This window comes from Methylocapsa polymorpha (assembly GCF_045689225.1).
GTDB classification, from domain to species: Bacteria; Pseudomonadota; Alphaproteobacteria; order Rhizobiales; family Beijerinckiaceae; genus Methylocapsa; species Methylocapsa polymorpha.
Map to the genome: position 1 here is coordinate 1,225,660 of NZ_CP136862.1, position 25,946 is coordinate 1,251,605.

Consider the following 25,946-nt stretch of genomic DNA (forward strand, 5'->3'; position numbering starts at 1 on the left):
CGAGCGCCCTCTCCACTTTTTTATCCCGTCGGCCTGCGCCGCCGCGGGCGAGCGGCCCGCCGTTGAGGAACCCAAACGGCGGCCGGCCACCCCTAGATCCAGCGCATGACGTTCATATGACAAAACGCGTAGAGGTTGCGTTCCACAGACAGAATACGCGCTGACCGAGGCCTGGCCGAGCGCGCCACAGGCGGCGCTTGCTCCGAAGCGTGACGTTTCTACGACAGCAGTCGGGAGCGGTTGGGCTCAGCCGGCAGGCCGAGCGCGTCGCGCGTGGCCTGAGCTTTGTCTTACAGGTTCATCTCAGGCCGACGTGCGATCGCGTCGCACGCCGATCCTTTGCGGCTCCGAGCCGCTTGATTTTCGCCTCATCCGGATGGCAAGTGCGGACCTCGGCCCGGCAGTTGAACGAGGTTCACATGGAAGAATTGATCGCACGCATTTCCACTTCCGCCAGCATCGAGCCGGAGGTCGCGCGAAAAGCCGTCGGGTTGATTCTCGGCTTTCTTCAAAAGGAAGGACCGAAAGCGGAAGTCGACGCTTTGTTCGCGACGGTGCCGGGCGCCGCGGAAGCGGCTGCGACGGCGCAAGGCGCGGTCGGCGAGAATGACGGCGGCGCTCTGAACAGCGTCATGGGCGGGATGGGCGGCGGCCTCATGGGCCTCGCGGGCAGGCTCACCGGCCTCGGACTCGGCATGGGCCAGATGCAGGCGATCGGCCGGGAAGTCTTCGCCCACGCACGCGAAAAGGCCGGCGACGAGCGCGTCGGCCAGGTCGTTGCGGCGATCCCGGGCCTCAACCAGTTTCTCTAAATCAGGCGCGGCGCCTGATCGGAAATGGTGTCTGCGGCTCCGTCCGAGGCGAACCTTGACGCCGGTCGGCGCGTTGAGCAACGTGCGATAGCTCACATTCAAAGGCGCTATTATAGATCAGTTTCAGCCGCGTCTGAGCACGCGGTTCAAACATCTGCAATTCGTTGAGATGACGCATGTCATCTTCCGTCATGCGCGGAAACTTTATCAAGGCGCGCGCGATAGATTTTGACATCGGCGGACGAATCAGGGCCCGCGTTTCGGTACGATTGATGTTGGGAGGCCAAAGCCAATGGGCGAACTCATAGCATTCAGATTGCCGAAGGACGGCGCGCGCTCGACGTCGACGCCGGTTCAAGCCGGCATGGTCCTGCTCTTCACAGGCGTTCGCCGCGAACGCATGATCGATCCCAGCGCAAAATCGAAACGCCTGCGTCGGGGCGGGGATAAGCGGACCGACAAGTCTCGCGACAAGTCCGCCCGGCCAATCGCCTAAATGGTGCGATTTCCGGCGATTTGACTCATTGCCTCGGCGCGGATCGGGGTCCGCGCGATGCGGCCCAAACAAAGCGATCCGTGGGCGCATTTCCCTTATGGACGCTCGTAAGAATTCAGCGCTCGGAAAGCCGGCTCATTCCTGCGGCGTCTGCTCGACGTCGCAAGAAATTGCCTTGATCCGTTCTTCCGCTTCGGGTCTTTCGCTCGGCAGCGCCGCTAACGAGCTGACAAAGATGATTCCGCGGCGCGTCGGCGCGACGAGTCGCAGCTCCTGCGGGGGCTCGTCTTCATCGTCGGCCTCGGCCTCCAGCGCTTCGAGCTGCGCAGGGCTAAGAACCAGCACGTCGATTCTACCGTGCTGAGCCGCCCGGTCCGTCATCGAGTAGAAGACCTCGCCGGCGGGCGTGCGAAACGACAGCGTCAACAGCCGATCGCGCTCGACCTTGCCCTGCAAACGCACTGCGCCTTGCGAAAGGTCGAAGAGGCAAACGCCTTGCGCGACGGCGGGATCGGAGAAAGGCATGACCTCCGCGCCCGGACGCGGGGGCGGCAAGACAGTCAGCTGGGCGGGTTGCGCGAGCGCGGAAAGCCGTCCGAAAGCGTCTTTCGGCTCCAGGCCGGGCAGCATAAAAATGGCCACGACATGGACAATTCCCGCGACAAACAAAACGCCGAGCGCCCAGAGCAGAGCTGCGAAGACACGATCGAGCCGGCTCATTGGCAAGCGCCTCTTATTAGCTTCGGAAGCTTCGACTCGTCGAGCGCAACCGCAACGGCGCTGACCTCGGTGTCGTAGAGCCGCAAAACGAGGATGAACTTCCGGGCGTCGCCGATCGGCAGCCAATTGCCTGGCCGGGCCTCGCGCGAAATTGCAACCGTGAAGCCTCCGTCGGCTGCGCGGAGAATTTCGCTCGAGGTAAAGCCGTGCCGCAGCGCTTTGTTTGTGATGAGAAAGCCCGAGGGCGACAGCAAGGTCAGCGTCCAGTAGCGGCCCGGCGGCGCGGCGCCTGTCAGCGTGTAGTCGCAATCTGGGTCGAAGGCGTCGCCGGCGCTGTCGCTGCGGGCGACGAAGGCCAATCCTTCGGACGCCCCCAAAGGCATTTCGCCGGAATGTGCGAGCATCGCCCGCGCGTAGGGGTCGATATTGAATGTCCCGTTCCTCGGAAAGGCCAGCCAAGGCCCGGCCGCGACGGCGTTGAAGCCGCTGCCCTGCTCAATCGTGAGAAAGGTCACGACCAGCCCGAGAACGACGCCGAGGACGCCGACGAAGAGAAATTTGACGAGAAGCGCCAGGACGGACCGCAATTCGCCTCCGGGCAATGGCAGATTTGGCGAAGCTTCCGCCATTCGATCGATCATGAAAGCCATCCAGCGCCGGTGCGGCTCAACCGCCGCCGGCCGCCCCCTTGTCCACCGCCGCGCCGTTTTCGCGGGGCTTCGCGGCGCCGTCAATGGCGCTCGAAGCGAGACCCATGTCCTCCCGCCGTTTTTCTGCGTTTTGATCGCGTCCTCGAGCGCCCCCAACGCCTCGGCCGAGCGTGCGGACAGAGTGGCCGGCCGCTGCGGGGGCCGGCCGCTGCGGCCGGCGCTGAAGATTCTATATGGGCGACCGTGGGGGCGGGCCTGCCAGGCAAGGGCTTCAAGTCGATGCCCTGATGCGCATAGGCCATGATCTCATGCCATGTCGCGGCGGGCAAAGTGCCGCCGGTCATCTCCTTCATCGCGGTGTCGTCGTCATTGCCGAACCAGACGGCGCCGACATAATTGCCGGTGAAACCGATGAACCAGGCGTCCTTGTAGCCATTCGTCGTCCCGGTTTTTCCGGCGACTTCGATATTGTCGAGTTGCGCCCGTCTTCCGGTGCCGGCCAGGACGACCTGCATCAGCATCGAATCCATGGTGGCGATCGTCTCCGCTTCGATGATCCGATGCGGCGGCGGCGCGTCACGGTCATGCCGATAGATCACCTCGCCGCGGCTGTTCATGATCTCGACGGCGGCGTAAGGCGGCGCGCGCAACCCGCCATTGGCGAAAGTGCAATAGGCGGAGGCCATATCGATGACGGTGACTTCCGCCGCGCCGATCGGCAAAGAGACCGTATCAACGAGCGGCGTCGTCAGGCCCATCATCCGTGCGGTTTCGATGATTTTCGCGCGTCCCGCCTTGGGGTTGCCATTGCCGATGGCGATCGACAGGCGCACCGCGACGGTATTCAGCGAATGCGCCAGCGCCGTCACCAGCGGCAAGGAGCCGGAATATTTGTTCTTGTAATTGTGCGGGCACCAATTGCCGATGCAAATCGGGGCGTCGACGACAATGGTCGTCGGCTTGAACTTGCCGGTCATCAACGCGGTCACATAGACGTAAGGCTTGAACGAGGAGCCCGGCTGGCGCAACGCGTCGGTGGCGCGATTGAACTGGCTCTCGCCATAGTCGCGTCCGCCGACCATGGCCCGGAGCACGCCGAGCGGCTCGAAGATCACCATCGCGCTTTGGCTCGCGTGATAGCTCTTGCCATATTGGCGCAACTGATCCTCGATCGTGGCGTCGGCATGTTTCTGCACGTTGACGTCGAGACCGGTGCGCACGGTGAGCACGCGCTCGTCGCCGAGCTTCTTCGCGTCGGAGAGTTTCTTGACCTCGTCATAGGCGTAATCGAGATACCAGTCCGGGCTGACGTCCCGGTTCCGATCCACCGCCGTGGCCGGGTTGCGGAGCGCCGCATAAATCTGCCCCTCGGTCAGAAATCCGGCCTCGACCATATTGTTCAGGACATCCGCCGCGCGGGCGCGCGCCGCCGGCAGGTTGACATGCGGCGCATATTTGGTCGGCGCCTTGAACAGGCCGGCGATCATCGCGGCTTCGGCGAGCGAGAGATCGCGCACCGACTTGCCGAAATAGAATTCGGCCGCCGCCTGCGCCCCGAAGGCGCCGCCGCCGAGATAGGCGCGATCGAGATAGAGCCGCAAGATCTCGCGCTTGGGCAGACGGAACTCGAGCCAGACCGCGAGATAGGCCTCCTTGATCTTGCGCTCGAGCGTCCGCTTGTTCGAAAGAAATAGGTTCTTCGCCAATTGCTGGGTGATCGTAGAGCCGCCCTGCACCACCGTGTTCGCCCGCGCGTTCACCGTCAAAGCGCGCAGCGTGCCGATCAGGTCGACGCCCCAATGGTCGAAGAACCGCCGATCCTCGGTGGCGAGCACAGCCTGGATCAAATGTTCCGGCAATTCATCGAAAGAGACCGAATCATCATGCTTGATGCCGCGCCGCCCGACCTCCTGGCCATAGCGGTCGAGAAAGGTCACGGCGAGATCCTGCTGCTTCAGCCAGTCGTCGGAAGTTTCCTGAAAAGCCGGAACCGCCAGGGCGAGCGCAACGATTCCAACGCCAATGCTGATCGTGAGCGTCTCGCAGGCGATCTCATTGAGGACGCGCCGCCACCCGGCGATATGGAACCGATCCATGAAGGCGGAAAAGGCCGCGTAATTTTCGCGCGCGCGAGTCCCGCTCTCATAAAGCGTCGAGTCGACGTAGGCGTCGAAAGCGAGCAGAGCCCGCGCAATCTTGCGGCGAAGGCGCGACATTCGCGGTCCATCGAACAAAGCTGACTCTCCTTGGCGCGCCCCGATTGCGTCGACTCGCGTAAATCGGAAACGACTCGCTTCAATTCAAAGAACTGAAACATGTCCTGGTCGAAAAAGTCGACCAACTTTTTCGACCAGGACATGTTCTAGCTGGGCGACCCAGAATGTCGTCGCTCCTGCTACTTTATCAAGCCTCTTGACGATTGCCAAAGCGAGGCGCAAGTCCCGGGCGCCCTCCAAACCGGGTCGCCCTATCCGATGCCGCCGTCTTCATCTCGATCCACCTCCCCCGCGAGGCCGCGCCCAAAAGATCGGGGCGCCGAAGCCGGATCAGCCGCCGAAAAGCCGTTTTGGAAGGAAAAGCCGCTCGACGCGCTCACGCCCGCCGAATGGGAGAGCCTGTGCGACGGATGCGGCCGCTGCTGCCTCGTCAAGCTCGAAGATGAGGATAGCGGCGAGATTCACTTCACAGACATAGCCTGCAAGCTCTTGGACGCGCAAAAGTGCCGCTGCTCCGATTACGCCCGCCGCCGCCGCAGAGTGCATGATTGCATCAAATTGACCCCGGCGACGGTGCGCAGCCTCACCTGGCTGCCGCCGTCCTGCGCCTATCGGCTGATTGCCGAGGGCCGCGACCTCGCCTGGTGGCATCCGCTCGTCTCGGGCTCAGCTTCGAGCGTGCATGAGGCGGGGGTTTCCGTCCAGGGGCGCGTCGCGGCGTCGGAAACGCAGGTCGAGCTCGAAGACTATCCGGACTACATCGTGACCTGGCCGGGCAAGGCCCCGCCTCAGGCCAAGCCGAAGACGCGTCGGGAAAAGACGCCCACTGGACCGGCAAACAAGCGGCAACCCGTCCGAGGCTGAACCGGCGGCAAGCTCCGAGGCTCCCCTTTACGAGGCCGCAGCGCGGCGGTCGTCCGGCGCGAAACTGTTGCCGACCACTTCGCCGAACGGGCCGCGATGCGCCCGCGCGGTCGGCGGCGCAAGCGTCGTTTCCGCGAGCGGCAGGCGCGGCAGCACAAGCTCGGCGAAACGATAGGCCTCCTCGAGATGCGGATAGCCGAGAGGATGAACGTGTCGATTCCGGCCTCCATATATTCCCGCATGCGTTCGGCGACCGTATCGGGGTCGCCGACGAGCGCCGTCCCCGCGCCGCCGCGCACGAGCCCGACGCCGGCCCAGAGATTGGGGCTGATCTCGAGCCCGTCGCGCTTGCCCTGGTGGAGCGCCGACATCCTTTGCTGGCCGACCGAATCCATGCGCGCGAAAGCCTTTTGCGCCTCGGCGATGGTCGCGTCATCGACATGCTCGATAAGCTGATCGGCGGCGGCCCAGGCCTCGGCCGAGCTCTCGCGCACGATCACATGGAGACGAATGCCGAACGTCAAGCTGCCCCCAGCCTCGGAGGCGAGCGCCCGCATTGCGGCGACCTTGTCGGCGACGTCCGCAGGCGGCTCGCCCCAGGTCAGATATTTCTGGACATGGCGCGCGGCGACCAACTGGCCGGCGGGCGAGGAGCCGCCGAAATAGAGCGGCGGCGCGGGTTGCTGAACCGGCGTAAAGATCAGCTTGCCGCCTTCGACCCGCAAATGCCGGCCTTCGAAACTGACCTCCTCGCCCGCAAGGAGGCGGGCGTAGATCGTCAGGAATTCGTCGGTGACGGCGTAGCGTTCATCATGGTCGAGGAAAATTCCGTCGCCCTTGTTCTCGACCGGATCGCCCCCGGTGACGACATTGATCAGGAGCCTTCCTTCAGAGATCCTGTCGAGCGTCGCGGTCATGCGCGCCGCGACGCCCGGCGATTGCAGGCCCGGCCGCACCGCCACGAGGAAGCGCAAGCGTCTGGTGAGAGGCGCCAGGGCCGAAGCGACGATCCAGGAATCCTCGCAGGACCGTCCGGTCGGCAAAAGCACGCCGAAATAGCCGAGGTCGTCGGCCGCCTGGGCGATCTGGGCGAGATAGCGCAAGGAGACCTCGCGCGCGCCATGCGACGTCCCGAGATAGCGGCCATCGCCATGGGTCGGCAGAAACCACAGGACATTCGCGGTTTTGGCGGCAATGTCGCTCATGATGCGCGGTCCTATGATGAGCTTCCCGGCCGCGAGATACGAAACCATATTTCAGCTAATCCATTTAGTCTATGAACTGCATGCCATGGCGAGTCAATCGGACCGATCGGGTGTGAGGAAGCTTGCAAAAGTCGGCTTGCAATCGGTCCGCTCGTAATGTCTATAGATATTATAGGCTATTGATTCAAACGATCCGGACCAGGTTGCGATGAGTGAGATTAAGGGCTTGGATGCGATCGACAGGCGCATTCTACGCATCGTGCAGAAAGACGCTTCCCTGTCGATCTGCGAGATAGCGACGCAAGTTGGACTTTCGCAAACGCCCTGTTGGAAGCGGCTGCAGCGGCTCGAAGCCTCGGGCGTGATCAAGCGCCGCATCGCGCTGCTCGATCCGGCCAAACTCGGGCTCGGAATCACGGTCTTCGTTTCGATCCAGGTCGGCGATCATTCGAGCAAGGCTTTGGCGCGTTTCGCCGCCGAACTCGCCGCCATGGAGGAAGTGATGGACCTGTACCGTTTGGCGGGCGACGTCGACTATGTCTTGCGCGTCGTCACGTCCGACACCACGTCCTTTGACGCCTTCTACAAGCGCTTGATTGATCTCATTCCGCTCAAGAATGTGACGTCGCGTTTCGCGCTGGAGAACATCAAGTCTGAAACCGCTTTTCCGATCGCGGGCTGATTCGTTAAGGATGAATCGCCATGAATTCGGTTGCGCCAGATCCCGCATCGCTTCCGCTCCTCGATTTGGGCCGGCTCGACGCAGGCGCCCGCGACCGGACCGCGTTTCTGTGCGAGCTGCGCAGCCTCGCGCGGGAGATCGGGTTCTTCTATTTGGCGGGACATGGGGTCGCGGCGGAGGAGAACGCGAAGGTTCTGGCGATCGCGCGCCGTTTCTTCGCCCTTCCCGAGGAAAGCAAGCGCGCCGTCGCAATGGTCAATTCGCCCCATTTTCGCGGCTATACCGAAGCCGGAGGAGAGATCACGCGCGGCGCGCGCGACTGGCGCGAGCAATTCGACATCAACTCCGAGCGCGAAGCGGTCTGGCGGCCCGGCGCTCCGGCCTGGATGCGTCTGCAAGGTCCCAATCAATGGCCGGAGTCTCTGCCGGAACTGCGTCCGGCCCTGCTCGCCTGGCAAAGCGCGCTGACGAAGGTCGCCGTCCGGCTGCTCGGCGCTTTCGCCGAGGCCCTTGGACAAAACCCCGACGCCTTCGAGCCTGTCTATAAGGGCGCGCCGAACCAGCATATCAAGATCATTCGCTATCCGGGCCGCATCTCTGCCGATCCATCGCAACAGCGAGATCGCATCGCTGGCGATCCATCGCAACAGCGAGATCGCATCGCTGGCGATCCATCGCAACAGCGAGATCGGAATGTGACTGTGAGCGAGCAAGGGGTCGGGCCGCACAAGGACAGCGGACTGCTCACTTTTGTGCTCCAAGACAGCCAAGACGGGCTCGAGGTTGAGGCGCAGGACGGCCGATGGATCAAGGCGCAGCCGCGCGACAACACATTCGTCGTCAATATCGGCGAGCTTCTGGAGCTCGCCTCGAACGGATATTTGCGCGCAACCGTTCATCGCGTCGTCGCGCCGCCTCCGGGCGCCGAACGTCTGTCCGCCGCCTTCTTCCTCGGCGCCAGACATGATTCGACAACGCCCCTGCTCGCGCTTCCGCCGGCGCTCGCAGCCGAGGCGCGTGGACCTGCAAGCGATCCCGACAATCCCCTGTTCCGGCACGTCGGGACCAATTATCTTAAAGGCAGGCTGCGGTCGCATCCGGATGTCGCGAAGCGGCATTACGCGGACCTTACTGACGCGCCGGACCAACGCGAGGGCATGTTCCGAAAAAGTTGATCGACTTTTTCGATCAAAACATGCTCCAACTTTTTAGAATTTGAGCGCTTTGAAAAACCTGCTTCCGCGTGGTCAGGAAGCGCTCTAAGCAGATCGCGCCGGCGCGATCATCGCTGCGCGCTTCATGGAGCGAATTATGACCGACCTGCTCGCAAGCCCAGGCGAGGCTGCGTCCATTCGTTCGCCCGTCGTCGTCAATCAAGGCGGGCGCAAAATCGGCGAGCGTCTTGCGGCGCATTGGTCGCGGCCGCGAATCATCGAGCACCCCAAGGGCGCGCAGCCCTGGGAGATCCCGCCCGACGCCGACGTTCTCGTCACCCAGACATCCTGCTGGCAGGCGTCGCCGCCGCCGAGCCCGCCTCCGGGCTGGCCATTTGGGCTGCGCTTCATTCAACTGATGTCAGCCGGAGTCGATTCCTTTCCGCCTTGGCTGATCGAAGGGCCAGCCACCGCTTGCGCGCGGGGCGTCGCCGCGATTCCCATCTCGGAATTCGTGCTGGCGGCGATGCTCAATTTCGAAAAGGATTTCGCGGCCATCCGAGTGCATAACACTGCGCAATGGAAAATGCGGCCGCTTGGCGCGCTCCACGAGCGTTGTCTGGGCCTTGCCGGCTTTGGCGCGATTGGCCGCGCCATTGCGGCGCGCGCCCGGCCGTTCGGGATGCGCATTCGCGCGCTGAGACGCGGCCAGGGACCGCTCGACGCCGATGTCGAACGGGCGCCGGATTTCGCTTCGCTTGTTGCCGAGGCCGATCATCTGGTGCTGGCCTTGCCGCTGACCGCTGAGACGCATCGGATCCTCGACGCGAGCGCCTTGGCGCATGCCAAACCCTCATTGCATATTGTCAATATCGCGCGCGGAGGCCTCGTCGATCAGGACGCGCTTCTCGCCGCGCTCGATGAAGGACGCATCGCCGGCGCGAGCCTCGACGTGACCGACCCGGAGCCGCCGCCTGAAGGCCATCGCTTCTATTCGCATCCAAAAATCTGGCTCACGCCGCATACGTCTTGGGGCGACGTCAAGGCGACCGATCGCGTAGCCGAAAAAATCCTGGCGAATCTCGATCGCTATCTGCGCGGCGAGCCGATCGAGGATCTTGTCGATCCCGTGCGGGGATATTGACGCCTCAGCGATAGGCGTTCTTGAGCGAGTCTTCGGGGTAGCGTTCGCCGGCGACGGCGTCCTGCGGAACCAGCCCCGCAAGCTCTTCGAGGTCCGCTTCGGCAAGCTCGACCGAAAGCGCGCCGATATTCTCATAGAGCCTCGCGATCTTCTTGGTTCCGGGGATCGGCGTCACGTCGTCGCCTTGCGCGAGGATAAAGGCGAGCGCGAGTTGCGCCGTCGTGCATCCTTTCGACTTGGCCATGTCGGCGACGCGATCGACAAGGCTGCGATTGCGCCCGAAATTCTTCGCCTCGAAGCGCGGATGCTGGGCGCGCCGGTCGCCGGCGACGTCTCCCGCCGATTTGACCGCGCCGGTAAGAAGGCCGCGCCCGAGCGGCGAATAGGCGACGAAGCCAATCCCCAGCTCCCGCGTCACGGCCAACACCTCTTCCGCCTCGGTCCGGTATAGCAGCGAATATTCCATCTGCACCGCCGTGACCGGATAGATTCTATGGGCGCGTCGTATCGTCTCGGGACGCGCCTCGGAGAGGCCGATCGCCCGCGCCTTGCCCTTTTGCACCAGCTCTGCCATCGCGCCGACTGTTTCGTCGATCGGGACCTGAGGATCGACGCGATGCTGGTAATAGAGATCGATGTGATCGACCTTGAGCCGCCTTAGGCTCGCGTCGCAAGCGGAAAAGAGATAATCCGGCCGCCCATTGATGACGGTCGCGCCCGAAGGCGTCAGAACATGGCCGAATTTCGTCGCCAGCACGATGTCGTCGCGGCGCCCGGCGATCGCGTGGCCAACGAGCGTCTCATTATGGCCCCAGCCGTACATATCCGCCGTGTCGAGAAAGTTTATCCCGGCGTTGAGCGCCGCTTTGATGACCGCCGCGCCGTCGGCGTCCTCGCAAGGGCCGTAAACGCCGGAAAAGGACATGCAGCCAAGGCCCAGCGCCGAGACGCGCAAGTCGCTCGCGCCGAGGCGGCGGAAACTGGTGACGGAAGGCGAACGCGGATTGGACATGCGGCCTCTCTCAGACGCGCAGCTTGCGCAATCATTGTCAGCGATGGATTTCTATCATAACAGCGGGACGAGATGCGCGAACATGCGTCCATTTGAAGACAAGGATCAGACCATGGAGGCCGCGGGCGCCGCGACGAGCATTTCCGCCTCGGGACTTGCCTCGGGACTTGGCGGCGACAAGAAATCGCTTCGCCTGCCCCTCGTCAGCGTCATCGTCATCAATTTCAATTACGGGCGCTTTCTCGGGGCTACAGTCGACTCCATCTTCGAGCAGACCTATCCGAATATTGAATGCGTGATTGTGGACAATGCCTCGACCGATGAAAGCGGCGAGGTTTTGCGCCAGATCGAGCAATGCCGCCCGAATGTGAAAATCGTTCGACGGACGACGAATGACGGGCAGACGCCCGCGGCGCTCGACGGTTTCGCGGCCTCAAACGGTCATTACGTCATTTTTGTCGACGCCGACGATCTTTTGCTTCCCCATTGCGTCGAGACGCATGTCTTCGTCCATCTTTCGCTGCGCGTTCATGTCGGCTTCACCTCGGGCGACATGATCCAGGTCGTCGATGACCAAGTGGTTCTCGGCACCGAGCACGCGTTCAATCGCACCATTCTGGAGCGGCCCTTCGTCAAGCGCGATGCGGCGCGGCCTTACCGGCATGTCCTGGGTCCGCCATGGCCGGACGAAAGCTTCGATCGCTCCATCCTCGACACGATCCGCTTTGTCCCGATGGGCGCCAATCAATGGGTCTGGGCGCCGACTTCGGCCAATTGCTTTCGCCGCGACGCGCTGGCGCTGTTCGCGGACAGCCCCTCCTTGCGCGGGCTCAGGACCGGAACCGACATTTATTTCTGCCTTGGGATAAACGCTGTGAGCGGCAGCGTTTTGATCGACCAGGCGGTCGCGGTCTATCGGCTCCATGGCGGCAATGTCTATTCGCGCCGGCCGCAATTGAACCATGTCCTTTGCTATGAGCCGGGCGGCGCCGGCGACAGCAATGCGCTGGCGAAGGCCTATCTCATCGATCATCTGATCGAGCGCGCCGATCGTTTCGTCGGGCTCGGCTGGACCAAGTTCGATTACGCGAGGCTTTTGTGGCGGCTCGACTGTCCGAACCCCGATCGCGCCGGACCGCCCTGGGCACGACGGTCCCGGCTTGCGAGCGGGCTCGTCAATTACTTCAAGATTTTCGCACGGGTTCTAGGGCCGCTCCATGCCAAGGCTTTGATGCTCGCGAGCCGCGTCCCTTGGGCCGAGATCCGGCGCCTGCGTTAAGCGCCTGACTTAAAGGCCTCGCCCTCATCCTGAGGAGCCCACGAAGTGGGCGTCTCGAAGGATGGCCGCGCGCGCCGACTTTTAAGGCGCCCTCGCCCTTCGAGACGGCCTTTCAGGCCTCCTCAGGGTGAGGGCTTAGGTTCTGTGCTAAGCACGCCGAGAATCAACCCGCCGGCTTGAACTCGGCGATCCCCCCATGCGCCGCCGACCAGCTTGCGGGGTCGGACAGGAATTTCTCGACTTCATCGAGGGTCGAGCGTTCGAAGGAATGGCTTTCGCGCGCCGCAGCGAGCACGTCCCGCCATGTCGTCAGATAATGCAAGGTGACGCCAAGCTCGGCCATGAGCGCCTGCGTCTGCGGAAATATGCCGTAGAAGAAAAACACGAAAGCATGGTCGCAGCGCTGCCCCGCCTCGCGCAAGGCGTTGCAGAAATTGACCTTGCTGCGCCCATCCGTGGCGAGGTCCTCGACGAGAAGGGCGCGCCCGCCATCATGGAGATCGCCCTCGATCTGAGCGTTGCGGCCAAACCCTTTCGGCTTCTTGCGAATATATTGCATCGGCAGCATCAGCCGGTCCGAAAGCCAGGCCGCGAAAGGAATGCCCGCCGTCTCGCCGCCTGCGATCACGTCGAGGCTCTCATAGCCGATCTCGCGCTCGATCACCGTGACGGCGAAATCAATGAGACGATTGCGCAGGCGCGGATAGGAAATGATCTTGCGCATATCGGTATAGACCGGGCTCGCCCAGCCCGAGGTGAAGATGAAAGGCGCCTCGGAATTGAAGAGGATGGCCTTCACCTCGATCAGCGCCTTGGCTGTCTCGCGAGCGATGATTTGCTTTTCGGGCCAGGGCAAGGACATTTGGTTCACCGGCAAGGTTTTTTCTTTCTTTGACGCGCGGTCTCTCCTCGCCCGCCAGCCCGGCTAGGTCAAGCGGGGTTCGTTCCGCTTCGTCGCCCGGCGGCAGTTGCCAAATTTTTCAGAGCCTGCTCGTTCCAATCGGACCCACACATGCTTCGACTAAGTGTTTGATCCCTGGTTTTGATACGGCGCCTTGCGCTGGCGCGCGGCGACGTTAAAACTGCGACGCTCATGAAACCGGAGCGGGAATGACAAAAGCAATCGTGGGCGTTATCGGCGGATCAGGCGTCTATGAGCTGCCGGGCCTTGAAGACATTCGGGAGGAGCGCGTCGCGACCCCTTGGGGCGAGCCGTCCGACGCGCTGCGTTTCGGCCGCGTCGGCGCGACGGAGGCGGTTTTTCTGCCCCGCCACGGGCGCGGCCATGTCCTGTCGCCCTCCGGCATCAATTACCGCGCCAATATCGACGCGCTGAAACGCGCGGGCGTCACCGACATCGTATCGGTCTCCGCCTGCGGCTCCTTCAAGGAGGAGCTCTATCCGGGCCTGTTCGTCCTGATCGACCAATTCGTCGACCGGACCTTTTCGCGGCAAAGCTCGTTTTTCGGCAATGGCTGCGTCGCCCATGTGTCCATGGCCCATCCAATCGCGCCGGCGCTGCAGGCGAGGATCGCCCTGGCCGCGGAGGCGGAAGACATTCCTTGCCTCACCGGCGGAACTTACGTGTGCATGGAAGGTCCGCAATTCTCCTCGCTGGCGGAATCCAGAACCTATAAGGCGGCCGGCTATGACGTCATCGGCATGACCGCCATGCCCGAAGCCAAGCTCGCGCGCGAGGCGGAAATCTCCTATGCGACGATCGCCATGGTCACGGATTATGACTGCTGGCATCCTGACCATGACGACGTCGACGTCGCCTCGGTCATCAAGATCGTGCAGGCCAACGCCGGCAACGCCGCGCGGCTTCTGGCTCGCCTGCTGCGCGACTTTCCGGCCGAGCACGAGCTATGCCCGGTCGGCTCGGATTGCGCCCTGGACAATGCGCTCTTGACGGCGCAGGCAGCGCGGGACCCCGATCTCATGAAAAAACTGGAGGCGATCATGCAAAGGGTCGGCAATTCATGACTCTCGACCTCAAAAGCGCAATCCGCACCATTCCGGATTATCCGAAACCCGGAATTATGTTCCGGGACATCACGACGCTGCTCGGCAACGCCCGCGCCTTTCGCCGCGCCATCGACGAATTGGTGCAGCCCTGGGCTGGCACGAAGATCGATAAGGTCGCCGGCATGGAGGCGCGGGGGTTTATCTTGGGAGGGGCCGTGGCGCATCAGCTTTCGGCCGGCTTCGTGCCGATCCGCAAGAAGGGCAAGCTCCCGCATACAACGGTCTCGATCGCCTATTCGCTCGAATATGGGCTCGATGAGATGGAGATGCACGATGATGCGGTGGAGGCGGGCGAGAGAGTGATTCTCGTCGATGATCTGATCGCCACCGGCGGGACGGCGACGGGCGCCGTCGGACTTCTAAAAAAGATCGGCGCGGATGTCGTGGCGGCCTGTTTCGTCATCGACCTGCCCGAACTCGGCGGCGCCAAGAAGATCGAAGCTTTGGGCGTGCCGGTGCGGACCTTGATCTCCTTTGAGGGGCATTGACGCCCCAGCGCGTCGCCGCACCTATTTGGAGCAATCGACAAGATCCTTGTCCTCGATCGAAAAGACCTTTCCGGCCTCGATCGCAAGTCCTTTGACCTGGCAGACGCGGCCATCCGGAAATCCGATCTTCACGTCATAGGCGCCTGACGCGACGCCCGTGATCTTCAGGCGTTCGTCATGATCGACGCTTTTATCCTTGTCGTTCAAGCATTGGTTCTCGCCGAATTTGTCGGTTCCCGCGGGCGCGAGACGGAACTCTGTCACGGTCGCAGACGTAAGGTTCCAGAATCGCGTCGGCTTTTCCGCGCGAGCAGGGGCGGCGAACAAGATGAAGATTGCCGCGACAAGGGGGAGTCTGCGCATAGCGTGCCTTTCGGCGACAAGCCGCTCGGCTCGCCGCAAGATCTGGGGGAAGTTCCGCCGGTTTTAGCGTCGGGAGCAAGGATTCGCCAGACGCGAAAACCGGCAGTTGCGCAAATGCAGGCAAGCAACTAGAAGCGACCCTCACCTCACTGGGAGCTTTCATGCGTCCTTCCCATCGCTCCGCCGATGAATTGCGGCCCGTCACGATAGAACGAAATGTGGCGCGCTACGCCGAAGGCTCCTGCCTCATCAAGTTCGGCGGCACCCATGTGCTTTGCACCGCCTCGCTCGAAGACAAGCCGCCGGCATGGCTGCGCGGCCAGGGGCGCGGCTGGGTCACCGCCGAATACGCCATGCTGCCGCGGGCGACTCATACGCGCACGAAACGGGAATCGACGTCCGGCAAGCAATCCGGGCGAACGCAGGAGATTCAGCGCCTGATCGGCCGCAGCTTGCGCGCCGTCACCAATCTTCAGGCCCTTGGCGAACGTCAGATCACCCTCGATTGCGACGTCATCCAGGCCGATGGCGGCACAAGGACGGCCTCGATCACCGGCGCCTGGGTCGCCTTACACGATTGCCTAAAATGGATGCACGGGCGCTCGATCATCAAGGATCATCCCCTCCGCGACCATATCGCGGCCATTTCCTGCGGCATCTCGAATGGCGAAGCTGTCCTCGATCTCGACTATGCCGAGGATTCGGCGGCCGAGACCGACGCCAATTTCGTCATGACGGGCGGGGGCTCCCTGGTCGAGGTGCAGGCGACCGCCGAAGCCGCCGTGTTCACCGACGTTCAACTGCTCGCCATGATGACTTTGGCGAAGGTCGGGATCACAAAGCTCATAGAGCTGCAGAAAAACGCGGTCGCCTGACATGGCGCGCCGGCTCGAGGGAAAACTTGTCATAGCGACGCATAATCTCGGGAAGCTCGCCGAAATGCGCGAGCTTCTCCAGCATTTCGGCGTCGACGGCGTCTCCGCGCGCGAACTCAACCTGCCCGAGCCCGAAGAAACCGGCGAAACCTTCGTCGCCAATGCCGAACTCAAGGCGCGGGCGGCGGCGGCCGGCGCCAATCTGCCGGCGCTCGCCGATGATTCGGGCCTTTGCGTCGAGGCTCTCGAGGGCGCGCCGGGCATTTATTCGGCGCGCTGGGCGGGTCCCTCGCGCGATTTCGCCGTGGCTCGAAAGAAAGTCGAGCAGGCCTTGCTGAATGTGGGAGCGCGGCCGCCGTTCAAGGCCCATTTCGTCTGCATCCTCTCCCTCGCCTTCCCGGATGGCGAGACCCGAAGCTTCGAAGGCAAGGTTTTCGGCGAGCTCGTCTTTCCGCCGCGCGGTTCTCTCGTATTCGGCTATGATCCGATCTTCCTGCCCGAGGGTTTGACAAAGACTTTTGGTGAAATGTCCTTGGAGGAAAAACATTCGATTCCGTCCGATGGGTCGCCGGGCCTGTCGCATCGGGCAAGAGCATTCCAGGCTTTCGCTCGAGCCTGCGTCGATAATACCTGAGCCCTCCGCCTTGATTTCGGGTGCCGCGCACAATATTCTGTTGCAGCGCAATAAGGTGCGCCGGTGGCGTGAAGGAAAGCTGGGCATGGCTGCTGTCTGGAACACCAAATTTGGTTCGCGGCGGGTGCGAAATGATCCGCCAACCCTCAAGGAAGCGATCATCGCGGCGCAGGGACTGACCGACCAACTGCTCGAGCAGGTCGAGATCGCCGCCGCGCTGATGGACTTGCCTGTCGATGAGGTGCGCGCGGAACTGCTGAAGTCGGCGCCCTCGCGCAGGAGCGAGCATATCGTGACCTCGAATGGCCGCGAAAAGACCACCCGGACCGTCGTCGTGGAGCGCAAGGCCAGCCGCCGCGTCGCCGCAGGGACCCGGATCGCTCGGCCCTAAGGGCTTCGGCCGACGATGAGCCACAGGCGTTTCCAAGTGTTGGTCGGGGAGCCGCGATGTCCAATGCCTTGCAAGGCAAGACCTGCCTGATCACCGGCGCCACTTTCGGCATTGGCAGGGAGACCGCTTTGGGCCTCGCCCGCCAGGGCGCGCGCGTCGTGATCGTCGGACGCGACGCCGGCCGGACCGCCGAGACCGCGCGTTGGCTCCGGCAGGAGGCCGGCAACGACCAGATTGACTTTCTCCTCGCGGATCTTTCCTCGCAAGCCGAGGTGCGGCGCCTCGCGGATGAATTCAGACGGACGCAGGATCGGCTCGACATTCTCATCAATAATGCCGGGGCTATCTTCACCAAGCGCGAAACGACCGTCGACGGCTTCGAACGGACCTGGGCGCTCAATCATCTCGCCTATGTTCTCCTCACGCTCGAGCTCTTGGACAGCCTGAAGGCGAGCGCGCCGGCGAGGGTGATCAACGTCGCCTCGAAGGCGCATGTCGGAGTCGCGCTCGATTTCGATGATTTGCAGAGCGCGCGAAACTATTCCGGCTTCAAGACCTATGGCAGGTCGAAGCTCGCGAACATTTTGTTCACCTACGCACTGGCCCGGCGCCTTGAGAACGCAGGCGTCTCAGCGAATTGCCTGCATCCGGGCGTCGTCGCCACCGGCATCGCGCGCGATATGAATGGGCTTTTCAAGCTTGTGTTCGCCGCGGTCACGCCTTGGCTGACCACGCCGGAACAAGGCGCGGCGACCTCCATCTTCCTCGCCGCTTCGGCAGAGGCCGCGGGCGTCAATGGCAAATATTTCGACAAATGCAAGCCGGCGCGCTCCTCGGACGCGAGCTATGACGAAGCCGTGCAGGAGCGGCTTTGGGACGTCAGCCTGCAACAGACGGGCATGACCTGGCCGCCGTCGCCTGGCGTGTCCGCGGCGGGCGCAGGCCGATAGCCCCAGGCAAGAATGGAGCCCCCGCGCGGTCGGCGCTGGCGCGAAACTATCGCCCGCTGGGAATCGCAATCGCCGACGATGTCTTCATCGCCATGCCCGAATTGGGCGCGCGCAACCGCAACCCGAACTTGCACGCCGGAATATAGAACAGGATGATTTGCTTATGCTTAATTAGAACAAATCAAAAACATATTTCTTGAAGTCCAGCTTTATTTGCTTATTCTTTCGTATATTAGCAAATGGAGGCTATAATGTGCGACATGATCAAGGAACGAATTAGAATAAATAAAATATTGAACGAGGCGATCAGCTCGAATGTGGATCGAGACTTAACGAAGCTCGACGAGCTGACCCAGCTCTGCTTTGCCGCCTTGCAAGTCCATTATCACGGCCAATGCGTCGATGAATGCCTGGAGGCGACAGCGCGCGAATTCGCCGCCCGCCGCATTGCGCGGCGCAACTGGGTCGAGGCCTCGGCGCCGCCGGCCCTTTCGAACGTCGCATGAGCGCGGGCCGCGTTTTTCTCATTCGATCACTTTCTCATGGAGACAAGCATGGGCTCGCATAAAAGACCGGGCGCGCAGATCGCCGCCATTCACGCAGACGCCCCAGCGGAGAACCTGTTCTTCGCGCAATTTCGCTATTGGATGGCGGGCTATGCTTCGCGCGATATTTTCTGCTGGGACTTCGCCTGGGACGCATTGCTGCGCTTCGTCTCGGAGGATTCCGCCAAGGTGCTCTACAGTGAGTTTCATCTGCTCACGCGGACCTTGAACGAGCAGGCGAAGAGGACGATCGAATGGCGGCCGGACGTTTGCCGTTGTCTGCTTCGCGACGAATATCTGGCTCTCTGTCTTGTCGCGGCATCCCAGCGCAATGATCTCGAACGCGAATTTTCCGCCGCCGCCGACCTGCTTGGAACCGATCAGGTTCACGTCCTGATAATGACCAGCCGGTCGCTCGCTCAAGCCTTGAAAGTTCGAAGGTTTGTTCTTTCGTCGATCAAGCCCGCGCCCGAATTGGCGACCGCGCCGCATGGCGGCCATGCGCATACGCTGCAATAAGCTACAGGGCGCGCGCCGATTCTTCGTTGCGCCGGCGTGGCGCCCCCCCGGGGGCAGGCCCGGACTTAAATCATGGGGAATGACGCCAGGCGCAAAATCGAAAGCGCTTCGGCGCGAGCGAGACGCGCTCTTGACGGAGCGCGGAGCCTCTGCGGCCAAGCCGCCTGGCCGAAGGGGCGATCAGGCTTTGATCGCGACCGGCGATTGCATCTTGGGGCGCAGCCGGACAACGACGTCAACCCTGACGATTTCATAGCCGTCCGGAGGTTCTATATCGCCAGCCAATCTTATTTCATGCGCCGAGATATCGCACACCTCGCCTGTGTCCTCGAAGAAGAAATGGCTGTGGTCGCTGGTGTTCGTATCAAAGACCGTCTTGGCGCCTTCGATCGGGAGACTGCGAACCAGGCCCACTTGCGCAAAGAGATTGAGCACATTGTAGATGGTCGCCAGAGAAGCCGGAATGCGGGCCGCATGCGCCTCAACCGCGAGGGCGTCCGCGGTCAAATGCCTGTCCCCCTTGCTGAACAGAAGCTTTGCAAGACCCAGACGTTGCCGCGTCGCCCGAAGGCCATATTTTTCCAAGAGCGAGCGACTCGGGAGGTTCGCAGCTCTCGGAGCCTCGGGCCTGCAATCTTCCATGAACTTGAACATAACATCCCCGCCTTCGCTCTAGCGCCGCAAGAGAGTAAAACAATTTCCGTGCCGTCTACAAGAAAGAAAGCAACTTTTAGAATATTTCTAGGCTAGCGCGCCGTTTCAGCCCAAAAGTCGGACGGCTGCGCCGCTGCTGCTGCGCGCGAGCAGGCGAAGACTTTCTTACGCGGGTCTCTCTTCTGCGCATGAGCCGCCGCGGCGCAAAAACCTATTTCCGGCCTCTGAGATCCTGCAGGCCCTCGAGCAGCGCCTTGTGAAATGTCTCCGGGTCCTGGATCTGCGGCGCATGGCCGAGTTCGGGGAATTCGACGAGCCTGGCGTTGGGGATGGCTTTTTCGGCTAGCCTTGCAAGCTCCGGATAGCGGCCAAGCTGCGCCCGGACCTCGGGCGGCGCCAGATCCTTGCCAATCGCCGTCGTATCCCTATCGCCGATGAGAAGAAGAGTTGGGGGCTTCACCTGACCCAATTCATAGACGACGGGCTGGGTGTAGATCATGTCGTAAATGAGCGCCGAGCTCCAGGCGACTTGCGCGCGGCCGGGACCGCGATACATGCCGGCCAGCATCTGCACCCATGGCTCATAAGAGTCCCGCCATTGATTGGCGTAATAGGTGGCCCTTTCATAATTGCGAATACTCTCATCCGTGGTTTTCAATTCTCGCTCGCACCATTGATCGACGCTGAGCGAAGGCGCGCCCTTGGCCTTCCAATCTTCGAGGCCGATTGGATTGACGAGCGCCAGCTGCTCGACCTCTTGCGGATACATGAGAGCGTAGCGGATGGCGAGCATGCCGCCGGTCGAATGTCCAATGATGGTCGCGTCCTTGACCGCGAGCGACTCCAGCAGCGTATGGGTGTTCCGCGCCAGCTGTTGGAAACTATATTGGTAGCGTTCCGGCTTGCTCGATTTGCAAAAGCCGATCTGGTCCGGCGCGATCGCCCTGTAGCCTGCTTCGCTCAAGGCCTTGATGGTCGCCTCCCACGTCGCGGCGCAAAAATTCTTGCCGTGCAGAAGGACGACGGTCCGGCCGTTGGGCTTGGCGGGCGCGACCTCCATATAGGCCATATGCAGGCTTTGGCGTTGCGAGGCGAAGTCGAAAAGCTTGACCGGGAAAGGATAATCAAAACCCTCCAACTCCGGGCCATAGACTGCTCCCGCCTCCGGCGAAGCGGGCCAGACGGATAAGAGCGAAAGAGACAAGACGGCAAATAGGAGCCGCTTCGCGCGCCGCGCAGGAAAGCATTCGGCAGACGACCGCCGAGTGGGTGGGACATTCATATCTGATGTCAGTGAAATCATTGGCGCGCCCGAAGAGATTCGAACTCCTGACCCCTAGATTCGTAGTCTAGTGCTCTATCCAGCTGAGCTACGGGCGCCTGCAGTGAGGTCCTCGCGAATGTCGAGCGCCAAGGCTTCGACCGGACCACACGAAATGACCACTTGGGCATGTCTTTGAAAAAGCCAAGCGGCTCTTTCGGGACTGCGCCCACCAGGGTCGAGGCGACGTTTAGCGGCTCACGGCCATCCTGGCAATAGAGCTTTCTGGTAGGCGCGGCGGAAAAAGGCCTATTTGGAATGGCGATCGCCGTCAAAGCCCATCTGTCGCTTCGGGCTGCGGCAGCGTGACCCGAAACTGGGCGCCGCGAGTCTCGTCCTCGTCCGGGGAAATGAGAGCTATGGTCCCGCCATGGGCGCGGACCAGATCGGCGGCGATCACCAAGCCGAGGCCAGAGCCGCCGGCGCGACTCGAATTGAAAAACGCGGCGAACAGCTTCCCGCGCACGGCCGGCGGCACCCCGGGTCCATTGTCGACGACTTCGATCACAGCCGCCGACTCCTCCCAAAAGGCGCGGATGCGGACCTGCGCCGTCTGGTCCGGCCCAGCGCCGGCGGCTTGCAGCGCTTCGACTGCATTGCGAATCAGATTCATCAGCACACGAAAGATTTGCTCGGCGTCGGCGACAATTTCATAATCTTCGCCGATTTCATTCACGATCTTGTCCCGGCACCTGGCGTCGAGCGCGATCGTCTCCGCCGCCTCATTGACAAGCGGGCGCAAGGCGAAGCGGCGAGGTTTCGGCGGGTCGTCTATGGCGCGGCCATAGGTCAGCGTCGCCTGGCAAAAGCGGATCGCCCGATCGAGCGTCGCCACGAGCTTTGGCGCAAGGCGCTGGGCCAGCGGATCGCTCACATCAGCGAGCCGGTCGGACAGGAGCTGGGCCGAAGCCAGCATATTGCGCATGTCGTGATTGATCTTGGCTACGGCGAGCCCGAGAGCGGCAAGATGTTTCTTCTGGTTCAGCTCGCGCGCCAGGGCCTCCTGCATGATCGCGAGCGCCGCTTCCGCTTCGCCGAGCTCGTGATTGCCGCCGGATGGGACAATGATGTGGGCGGCGTTTTCCGGGTCCGCGCCAAATTCCGCGAGACTGGTGGTGAGCCGCCGGACCGGGCGCAAGATCATGCGGTGGAGCGCGACGGCCATAAGCCCGGTCACAACCGCCGAAGTGACGAGCGTATAAATCAAAAGCCGCATCGAATAGCCGCCCATCGCCCGCTTCAGCGGGCCCTCCTCCATGGTGATGGCGACAGCCTCGCCGCCCATGGGCGCGTCGCCGACAACCGTAAGGAAGCGCCCTTTCGGAGCAGCGAGCGTGCGGATCGCGCCGGCGAGCGACGACGCGAAATTCGGTTCGCGCAGATCATAGACTTCGTCGACGGCGGACGGCAGCTCGGCGGCGGCGAGGATCCGTTTGGTCCCGTGCATGCTGAGGACGATGATCCTCGCGCCGACGCTATCGAGCAATTGGCGCGACAAAGGCTCCGGCGCCATCGCATGCGGCGCGGCCTGAAGCACGAGCGCGGCCGTATACGCGGCGCTGAGCCGGTTGCGAAGCCAATTGTCGCGGTAAATGGCGACGGCCGGAAGATAGATCATCGTCGAGGCGAGCATGACGAAGGCCGCAACCAGAGCGAGCACCCGCGTCGTCAGGCCGACGCGGATCTGACCGCGACCGCTCTCTTGCGCGAGGCCAGCCTTCGGCGCTGCAAGGCCATCGCTTGGAGGCATCGCGAGATCGCTCATAGCCCTCTCTATCCGAGCCGGCGCAAAAGGCGCATGATAAGCCGCGAGACGGGATTGCCGCCCCACTCCCTAACTGTCATGGCCGCCCTGCGCGGCGCATCGGCCAGCGTCGGGTAGGGGACCATCATCGAGGCCAAATCAGTAGCGGTCATGCCTCTGGATATGGCGAGCGTGCACAGGTTGATCAACTCCCCTGCCGCCGGCCCGACGATTCCTGCCCCCAAAACTCTTCCGCCTGGGGAGGTTATCAGCTTGACGTGACCCGCCGACCTGTGTTCGATTTGGCCCCTATCCGTCTCGGAGAATGGCCAGCGCAGCACGTGGATATGGCGACGCCGCTCCCGCGCCTCGGTTTCAGAAAGGCCTGTGACGGCGATTTCGGGATCTGTCAAGATGACCTGGGCGATCGCTTGGCGGCGCCTTGGCCAGATGCGGAGGTCAAACCGCGGGCGGAGAAGACGGCGAAGCGCCACACCCGCGTGATATTCGGCGGCCCCGGCCGATCGCGCGCCTCGCACGACGGCCCCAATTGCATAGACGCGCCTGTTCCTCGTCCGCAGATCTGCATTGACCTCTATGCCGGTCACGTCGTAGCGCACGCCCGCCGCAGCGAGGCCTAAGCCCTCGACGAGAGGAGCTTCGCCGGCGGCAATCAGAATATGCGAGCCCTCGATCGTCTCCTTCTCGGTCTTCGCTTCGCTGGTCGCGCGGGCGATGACCACGCCAATGTTGTCTCCCAGCGGTTCAATTTTTAGAATCTTCGCGTACTCATGGATGACTACTCCATCGCGCGCGAGCTCTACTCGCACCGGAGCGACGAGCTCCTCGTCCTCCAGCGGGAGCAGCTTCGACGGCGCCAGCATGACGACCTCGCCGCCGAGCCGCCGCAACCCTTGCGCAAGCGCCGCCCCGCGGGTCGGCGCCGATCACAATGAGGGCGTCGCGGCGGCGGCTCCAGACGGCAGAGCGAGGCGTAGGTCAGCGGTCGGACCAGGTCGAGCCCGGGAATGGCCAAAGGCCTGGCCGACGCTCCGGTCGCTATGACAAAATGCCGCGCCTTGATTGTCGTCCCGCCGGCGTCGAGCGTATCGGCGCGCGTGAACCGGCCTGGCGCGCGGATCACCTTGACATTCATGGCTTCGAGCCGGGCCACCGAGTAATTCGGCGCGAGCTCGGCGGCGGCGGCGGCGATATGCGCGCGGATTTGCGCGAAATCGATTCGCGGCGCATCGACGTCAATGCCGAAACGCCTGCCGGCGCGCAAATGCGCGGCGAAGCGGCTCGCCGCAAGCAGGGCATAGCTTGGAATGGCCTGGGCCAGCCTGTCGCCTCCAATCTCGCCCTTCTCGACGAGCACGACGGAAAGATCGCTTGACGAGGCCTCGGCGGCAAGAGCCAGGCCGCTTGCTCCGCCTCCGACGATACATAGGTCCGGTTGCAAAATATCGGACATGCCGCTGCGCCCCCCTTTCGATATGCGCCAACTCGTTCATCGCTTCATATCAGGAGTCGCGACAAAATGACGGCCGGCTTAATTCGATCCCGCGCGAGACGCTCGCGCAACGCGGATCGATCGGCGGCCGCCGAGCCCATTCCAACTCGGCGTCAAATCTGACTCCCTGGCGAGTGACCGCCTTTCGCGGACCATTGGCGGAGGTAATTTACGACGAACTTATGACAATTGCCCGCCTGATTCTTATCATGTGGAAGGCCCCTTCGGTTGTCCGACATGGCGCTGTCACACGGACGGAACCCACGGTTGCTTCAAGTCTGCTTCGGGCCGTGCTAAGGCACCTCATTTCTCGGGCCAGCCCGTCCTTTGGGGGTTAAAGATGCAAATTACGATGGTCGGTTCAGGCTATGTGGGGCTCGTCTCGGGAGCATGTCTCGCCGATTTCGGGCATACTGTCAGCTGTATCGACACGGATGCACAGAAGATCGAGGCGCTGAAGGCCGGCAAGATGCCGATCTACGAGCCCGGCCTGCAAGATCTCGTCGCCAACAATGTCCGTCAACATCGGTTGTCCTTCTCGACCGATCTTGTCGCCGCGGTGCGCGGCGCGCAGGCGGTTTTCATCGCGGTCGGCACGCCCTCGCGGCGCGGCGACGGCCATGCGGATCTCACCTTCGTTTATCAGGCGGCGCGCGCGATCGCCGCCGGCCTCGACGGCTTCACGGTGGTCGTCACAAAATCCACGGTTCCCGTCGGGACCGGCGATGAGGTCGAGCGGATCATTCGCGAGACCAATCCGAACGCCGATTTCGCCGTCGTCTCAAATCCGGAATTCCTGCGCGAAGGCGCGGCGATCGACGATTTCAAGCGGCCGGATCGCATTGTCCTCGGCGTCGACGACAAACGCGCCGAAGCAGTGATGACGGAAATCTATCGGCCGCTTTATCTCAACCAGGCGCCCTTCGTCTTCACGAGCCGCCGCACCTCGGAATTGACGAAATACGCGGCCAACGCCTTTCTCGCCACCAAGATCACCTTCATCAATGAGATCGCCGATCTTTGCGAGCAGGTCGGCGCCAATGTGCAGGACGTCGCCCGCGGCATCGGCCTCGACAAACGCATCGGCTCGAAGTTCCTCCATGCGGGCCCCGGATATGGCGGGTCCTGCTTTCCAAAGGACACCCAGGCGCTGATCAAGACCGCGCAGGATTTCGGCGCGCCGATCCGGATCGTCGAGACGGTCTCGGCGGTCAATGACCAACGCAAGCGCGCCATGGCCCGCAAGGTCTTCGCCGCTTTGGGCGGATCGGTGCGCGGCAAGACCATCGCGGTGCTGGGGCTTACCTTCAAGCCCAATACCGACGACATGCGCGACTCTCCTGCGATTTCGATCATCACCGCGCTTCAGGACGGCGGCGCCCGGATCAACGCCTTCGATCCCGAGGGCATGGATCAGGCCCGGCAGGTGCTCGACGACCTCACTTATTTTTACGATCCTTATTCATGCTGTGAAAAAGCGGATGCGCTTGTCATCGTCACCGAATGGGACGCCTTTCGGGCGCTCGATCTCAACCGCATCAAATCGCTGCTGACTGCGCCGATCCTGGTCGATTTGCGGAATATCTATGAGCCGGACGATCTCGCGCGGCATGATTTTCTTTATGCCGGGGTCGGCCGCGGCTCATCGCCGGTCAAGAAGTAACGTCCAAGGGCTCGGGCCCGCCGC

General features: G+C 62.6%; 27 protein-coding genes, 1 tRNA gene and 1 pseudogene. 16 read left to right on the top strand and 13 right to left on the bottom strand.

Annotated features, from left to right (window positions below):
- Nucleotides 1-419 precede the first annotated feature (419 nt).
- Both RZS28_RS05750 and RZS28_RS05755 read left to right on the top strand, forming a co-directional pair.
- A complete protein-coding gene (locus RZS28_RS05750; protein WP_407340375.1) occupies nucleotides 420-812 on the top strand; it encodes a DUF2267 domain-containing protein in 393 nt (130 codons plus the stop codon).
- 292 nt (nucleotides 813-1,104) lie between these two features.
- Nucleotides 1,105-1,308 carry a hypothetical protein gene (locus RZS28_RS05755; RefSeq protein WP_407340376.1) on the top strand — a complete coding sequence of 68 codons (204 nt, stop codon included), beginning with the start codon at nucleotides 1,105-1,107 and terminating at the stop codon, nucleotides 1,306-1,308.
- Between the two features lie 135 nt (nucleotides 1,309-1,443).
- Here the strand turns inward: RZS28_RS05755 and RZS28_RS05760 are convergent, their stop codons facing one another.
- From RZS28_RS05760 to RZS28_RS05770, 3 genes are all read right to left on the bottom strand, one after another.
- Entirely contained in the window at nucleotides 1,444-2,028 is a 585-nt protein-coding gene (locus tag RZS28_RS05760; RefSeq protein ID WP_407340377.1) for a hypothetical protein, read from the bottom strand.
- Complete coding sequence (locus tag RZS28_RS05765) at nucleotides 2,025-2,669, bottom strand: DUF1214 domain-containing protein (protein ID WP_407340378.1); 645 nt, start codon at nucleotides 2,667-2,669, stop codon at nucleotides 2,025-2,027. The genes RZS28_RS05760 and RZS28_RS05765 overlap by 4 nt, the downstream gene beginning before the upstream one ends.
- Nucleotides 2,670-2,758: 89 nt before the next feature.
- The gene (locus RZS28_RS05770; RefSeq protein WP_407340379.1) at nucleotides 2,759-4,894 is read right to left on the bottom strand and encodes a transglycosylase domain-containing protein; all 2,136 of its coding nucleotides are present in this window, start codon (nucleotides 4,892-4,894) and stop codon (nucleotides 2,759-2,761) included.
- A gap of 258 nt (nucleotides 4,895-5,152) precedes the next feature.
- Here RZS28_RS05770 and RZS28_RS05775 point away from each other — a divergent pair, with 258 nt between their 5' ends.
- Entirely contained in the window at nucleotides 5,153-5,758 is a 606-nt protein-coding gene (locus tag RZS28_RS05775) for a YcgN family cysteine cluster protein (protein WP_407340380.1), read from the top strand.
- Between the two features lie 27 nt (nucleotides 5,759-5,785).
- On the opposite strand, the pseudogene ssuD reads toward RZS28_RS05775, so the two are convergent.
- Nucleotides 5,786-6,963: pseudogene (ssuD, locus tag RZS28_RS05780) on the bottom strand (FMNH2-dependent alkanesulfonate monooxygenase).
- A 226-nt stretch (nucleotides 6,964-7,189) separates the two neighbouring features.
- Between ssuD and RZS28_RS05785 the strand changes: the two are divergent.
- From RZS28_RS05785 to RZS28_RS05795, 3 genes are all read left to right on the top strand, one after another.
- Nucleotides 7,190-7,645, top strand: a complete 456-nt coding sequence (locus tag RZS28_RS05785) for an Lrp/AsnC family transcriptional regulator (RefSeq protein ID WP_407341055.1) — start codon at nucleotides 7,190-7,192, stop codon at nucleotides 7,643-7,645.
- A 20-nt stretch (nucleotides 7,646-7,665) separates the two neighbouring features.
- A complete protein-coding gene (locus RZS28_RS05790) occupies nucleotides 7,666-8,820 on the top strand; it encodes an isopenicillin N synthase family dioxygenase (protein WP_407340381.1) in 1,155 nt (384 codons plus the stop codon).
- 136 nt (nucleotides 8,821-8,956) lie between these two features.
- On the top strand, nucleotides 8,957-9,943 hold the full coding sequence (locus RZS28_RS05795) for an NAD(P)-dependent oxidoreductase (RefSeq protein WP_407340382.1): 987 nt from the start codon (nucleotides 8,957-8,959) through the stop codon (nucleotides 9,941-9,943).
- Between the two features lie 4 nt (nucleotides 9,944-9,947).
- On the opposite strand, the gene RZS28_RS05800 is transcribed toward RZS28_RS05795, so the two are convergent.
- Nucleotides 9,948-10,955: an aldo/keto reductase gene (locus RZS28_RS05800; protein ID WP_407340383.1), complete on the bottom strand. Its 1,008-nt coding sequence runs from the start codon at nucleotides 10,953-10,955 to the stop codon at nucleotides 9,948-9,950.
- Between the two features lie 82 nt (nucleotides 10,956-11,037).
- Between RZS28_RS05800 and RZS28_RS05805 the strand changes: the two genes are divergently transcribed.
- Nucleotides 11,038-12,234, top strand: coding sequence for a glycosyltransferase family 2 protein (locus RZS28_RS05805; RefSeq protein WP_407340384.1), 1,197 nt, complete (start codon nucleotides 11,038-11,040; stop codon nucleotides 12,232-12,234).
- A 163-nt stretch (nucleotides 12,235-12,397) separates the two neighbouring features.
- On the opposite strand, the gene RZS28_RS05810 is transcribed toward RZS28_RS05805, so the two are convergent.
- A complete protein-coding gene (locus RZS28_RS05810; RefSeq protein ID WP_407341056.1) occupies nucleotides 12,398-13,096 on the bottom strand; it encodes an orotate phosphoribosyltransferase in 699 nt (232 codons plus the stop codon).
- A gap of 248 nt (nucleotides 13,097-13,344) precedes the next feature.
- On the opposite strand from RZS28_RS05810, the gene RZS28_RS05815 reads away from it, so the two are divergent.
- Together RZS28_RS05815 and RZS28_RS05820 are read left to right on the top strand one after the other, a co-directional pair.
- Entirely contained in the window at nucleotides 13,345-14,220 is an 876-nt protein-coding gene (locus tag RZS28_RS05815) for an S-methyl-5'-thioadenosine phosphorylase (RefSeq protein ID WP_407340385.1), read from the top strand.
- On the top strand, nucleotides 14,217-14,750 hold the full coding sequence (locus RZS28_RS05820; RefSeq protein ID WP_407340386.1) for an adenine phosphoribosyltransferase: 534 nt from the start codon (nucleotides 14,217-14,219) through the stop codon (nucleotides 14,748-14,750). The genes RZS28_RS05815 and RZS28_RS05820 overlap by 4 nt, the downstream gene beginning before the upstream one ends.
- 21 nt (nucleotides 14,751-14,771) lie before the next feature.
- Here RZS28_RS05820 and RZS28_RS05825 read toward each other — a convergent pair whose 3' ends face one another.
- On the bottom strand, nucleotides 14,772-15,113 hold the full coding sequence (locus RZS28_RS05825; protein ID WP_407340387.1) for a hypothetical protein: 342 nt from the start codon (nucleotides 15,111-15,113) through the stop codon (nucleotides 14,772-14,774).
- Nucleotides 15,114-15,274: 161 nt separating this feature from the next.
- On the opposite strand from RZS28_RS05825, the gene rph reads away from it, so the two are divergent.
- The 6 genes from rph (at nucleotide 15,275) to RZS28_RS05855 (ending at nucleotide 19,027) form a co-directional block, all read left to right on the top strand.
- On the top strand, nucleotides 15,275-15,988 hold the full coding sequence (rph, locus tag RZS28_RS05830; RefSeq protein ID WP_407340388.1) for a ribonuclease PH: 714 nt from the start codon (nucleotides 15,275-15,277) through the stop codon (nucleotides 15,986-15,988).
- A 1-nt stretch (nucleotide 15,989) separates the two neighbouring features.
- The gene (gene rdgB, locus RZS28_RS05835; RefSeq protein ID WP_407340389.1) at nucleotides 15,990-16,622 is read left to right on the top strand and encodes an RdgB/HAM1 family non-canonical purine NTP pyrophosphatase; all 633 of its coding nucleotides are present in this window, start codon (nucleotides 15,990-15,992) and stop codon (nucleotides 16,620-16,622) included.
- A gap of 85 nt (nucleotides 16,623-16,707) precedes the next feature.
- The gene (locus tag RZS28_RS05840; RefSeq protein WP_407340390.1) at nucleotides 16,708-17,013 is read left to right on the top strand and encodes a hypothetical protein; all 306 of its coding nucleotides are present in this window, start codon (nucleotides 16,708-16,710) and stop codon (nucleotides 17,011-17,013) included.
- A gap of 56 nt (nucleotides 17,014-17,069) precedes the next feature.
- The gene (locus RZS28_RS05845; RefSeq protein ID WP_407340391.1) at nucleotides 17,070-17,963 is read left to right on the top strand and encodes an SDR family oxidoreductase; all 894 of its coding nucleotides are present in this window, start codon (nucleotides 17,070-17,072) and stop codon (nucleotides 17,961-17,963) included.
- A gap of 251 nt (nucleotides 17,964-18,214) precedes the next feature.
- Nucleotides 18,215-18,469 carry a hypothetical protein gene (locus tag RZS28_RS05850; protein WP_407340392.1) on the top strand — a complete coding sequence of 85 codons (255 nt, stop codon included), beginning with the start codon at nucleotides 18,215-18,217 and terminating at the stop codon, nucleotides 18,467-18,469.
- A gap of 48 nt (nucleotides 18,470-18,517) precedes the next feature.
- The gene (locus RZS28_RS05855) at nucleotides 18,518-19,027 is read left to right on the top strand and encodes a hypothetical protein (RefSeq protein ID WP_407340393.1); all 510 of its coding nucleotides are present in this window, start codon (nucleotides 18,518-18,520) and stop codon (nucleotides 19,025-19,027) included.
- A 180-nt stretch (nucleotides 19,028-19,207) separates the two neighbouring features.
- Here RZS28_RS05855 and irrA read toward each other — a convergent pair whose 3' ends face one another.
- The 6 genes from irrA to RZS28_RS05885 all read right to left on the bottom strand — a co-directional run bounded on the left by irrA (nucleotide 19,208) and on the right by RZS28_RS05885 (nucleotide 24,220).
- Nucleotides 19,208-19,681 (bottom strand): iron response transcriptional regulator IrrA, encoded by a 474-nt coding sequence (gene irrA / locus RZS28_RS05860; RefSeq protein WP_407340394.1) that lies wholly within the window; start codon nucleotides 19,679-19,681, stop codon nucleotides 19,208-19,210.
- Between the two features lie 211 nt (nucleotides 19,682-19,892).
- Entirely contained in the window at nucleotides 19,893-20,885 is a 993-nt protein-coding gene (locus RZS28_RS05865) for an alpha/beta fold hydrolase (protein WP_407340395.1), read from the bottom strand.
- Between the two features lie 99 nt (nucleotides 20,886-20,984).
- Nucleotides 20,985-21,061 (bottom strand) — tRNA-Arg (locus RZS28_RS05870).
- Between the two features lie 212 nt (nucleotides 21,062-21,273).
- The gene (locus RZS28_RS05875) at nucleotides 21,274-22,767 is read right to left on the bottom strand and encodes a sensor histidine kinase (RefSeq protein WP_407340396.1); all 1,494 of its coding nucleotides are present in this window, start codon (nucleotides 22,765-22,767) and stop codon (nucleotides 21,274-21,276) included.
- Nucleotides 22,768-22,775: 8 nt separating this feature from the next.
- Entirely contained in the window at nucleotides 22,776-23,630 is an 855-nt protein-coding gene (locus RZS28_RS05880; RefSeq protein ID WP_407340397.1) for an FAD-dependent oxidoreductase, read from the bottom strand.
- Nucleotides 23,567-24,220, bottom strand: coding sequence for an FAD-dependent oxidoreductase (locus RZS28_RS05885; RefSeq protein ID WP_407340398.1), 654 nt, complete (start codon nucleotides 24,218-24,220; stop codon nucleotides 23,567-23,569). Before RZS28_RS05885 ends, RZS28_RS05880 begins: the two co-directional genes overlap by 64 nt.
- 379 nt (nucleotides 24,221-24,599) lie before the next feature.
- Here RZS28_RS05885 and RZS28_RS05890 point away from each other — a divergent pair, with 379 nt between their 5' ends.
- Nucleotides 24,600-25,922: a UDP-glucose dehydrogenase family protein gene (locus RZS28_RS05890; protein ID WP_407340399.1), complete on the top strand. Its 1,323-nt coding sequence runs from the start codon at nucleotides 24,600-24,602 to the stop codon at nucleotides 25,920-25,922.
- Nucleotides 25,923-25,946 lie beyond the last annotated feature (24 nt).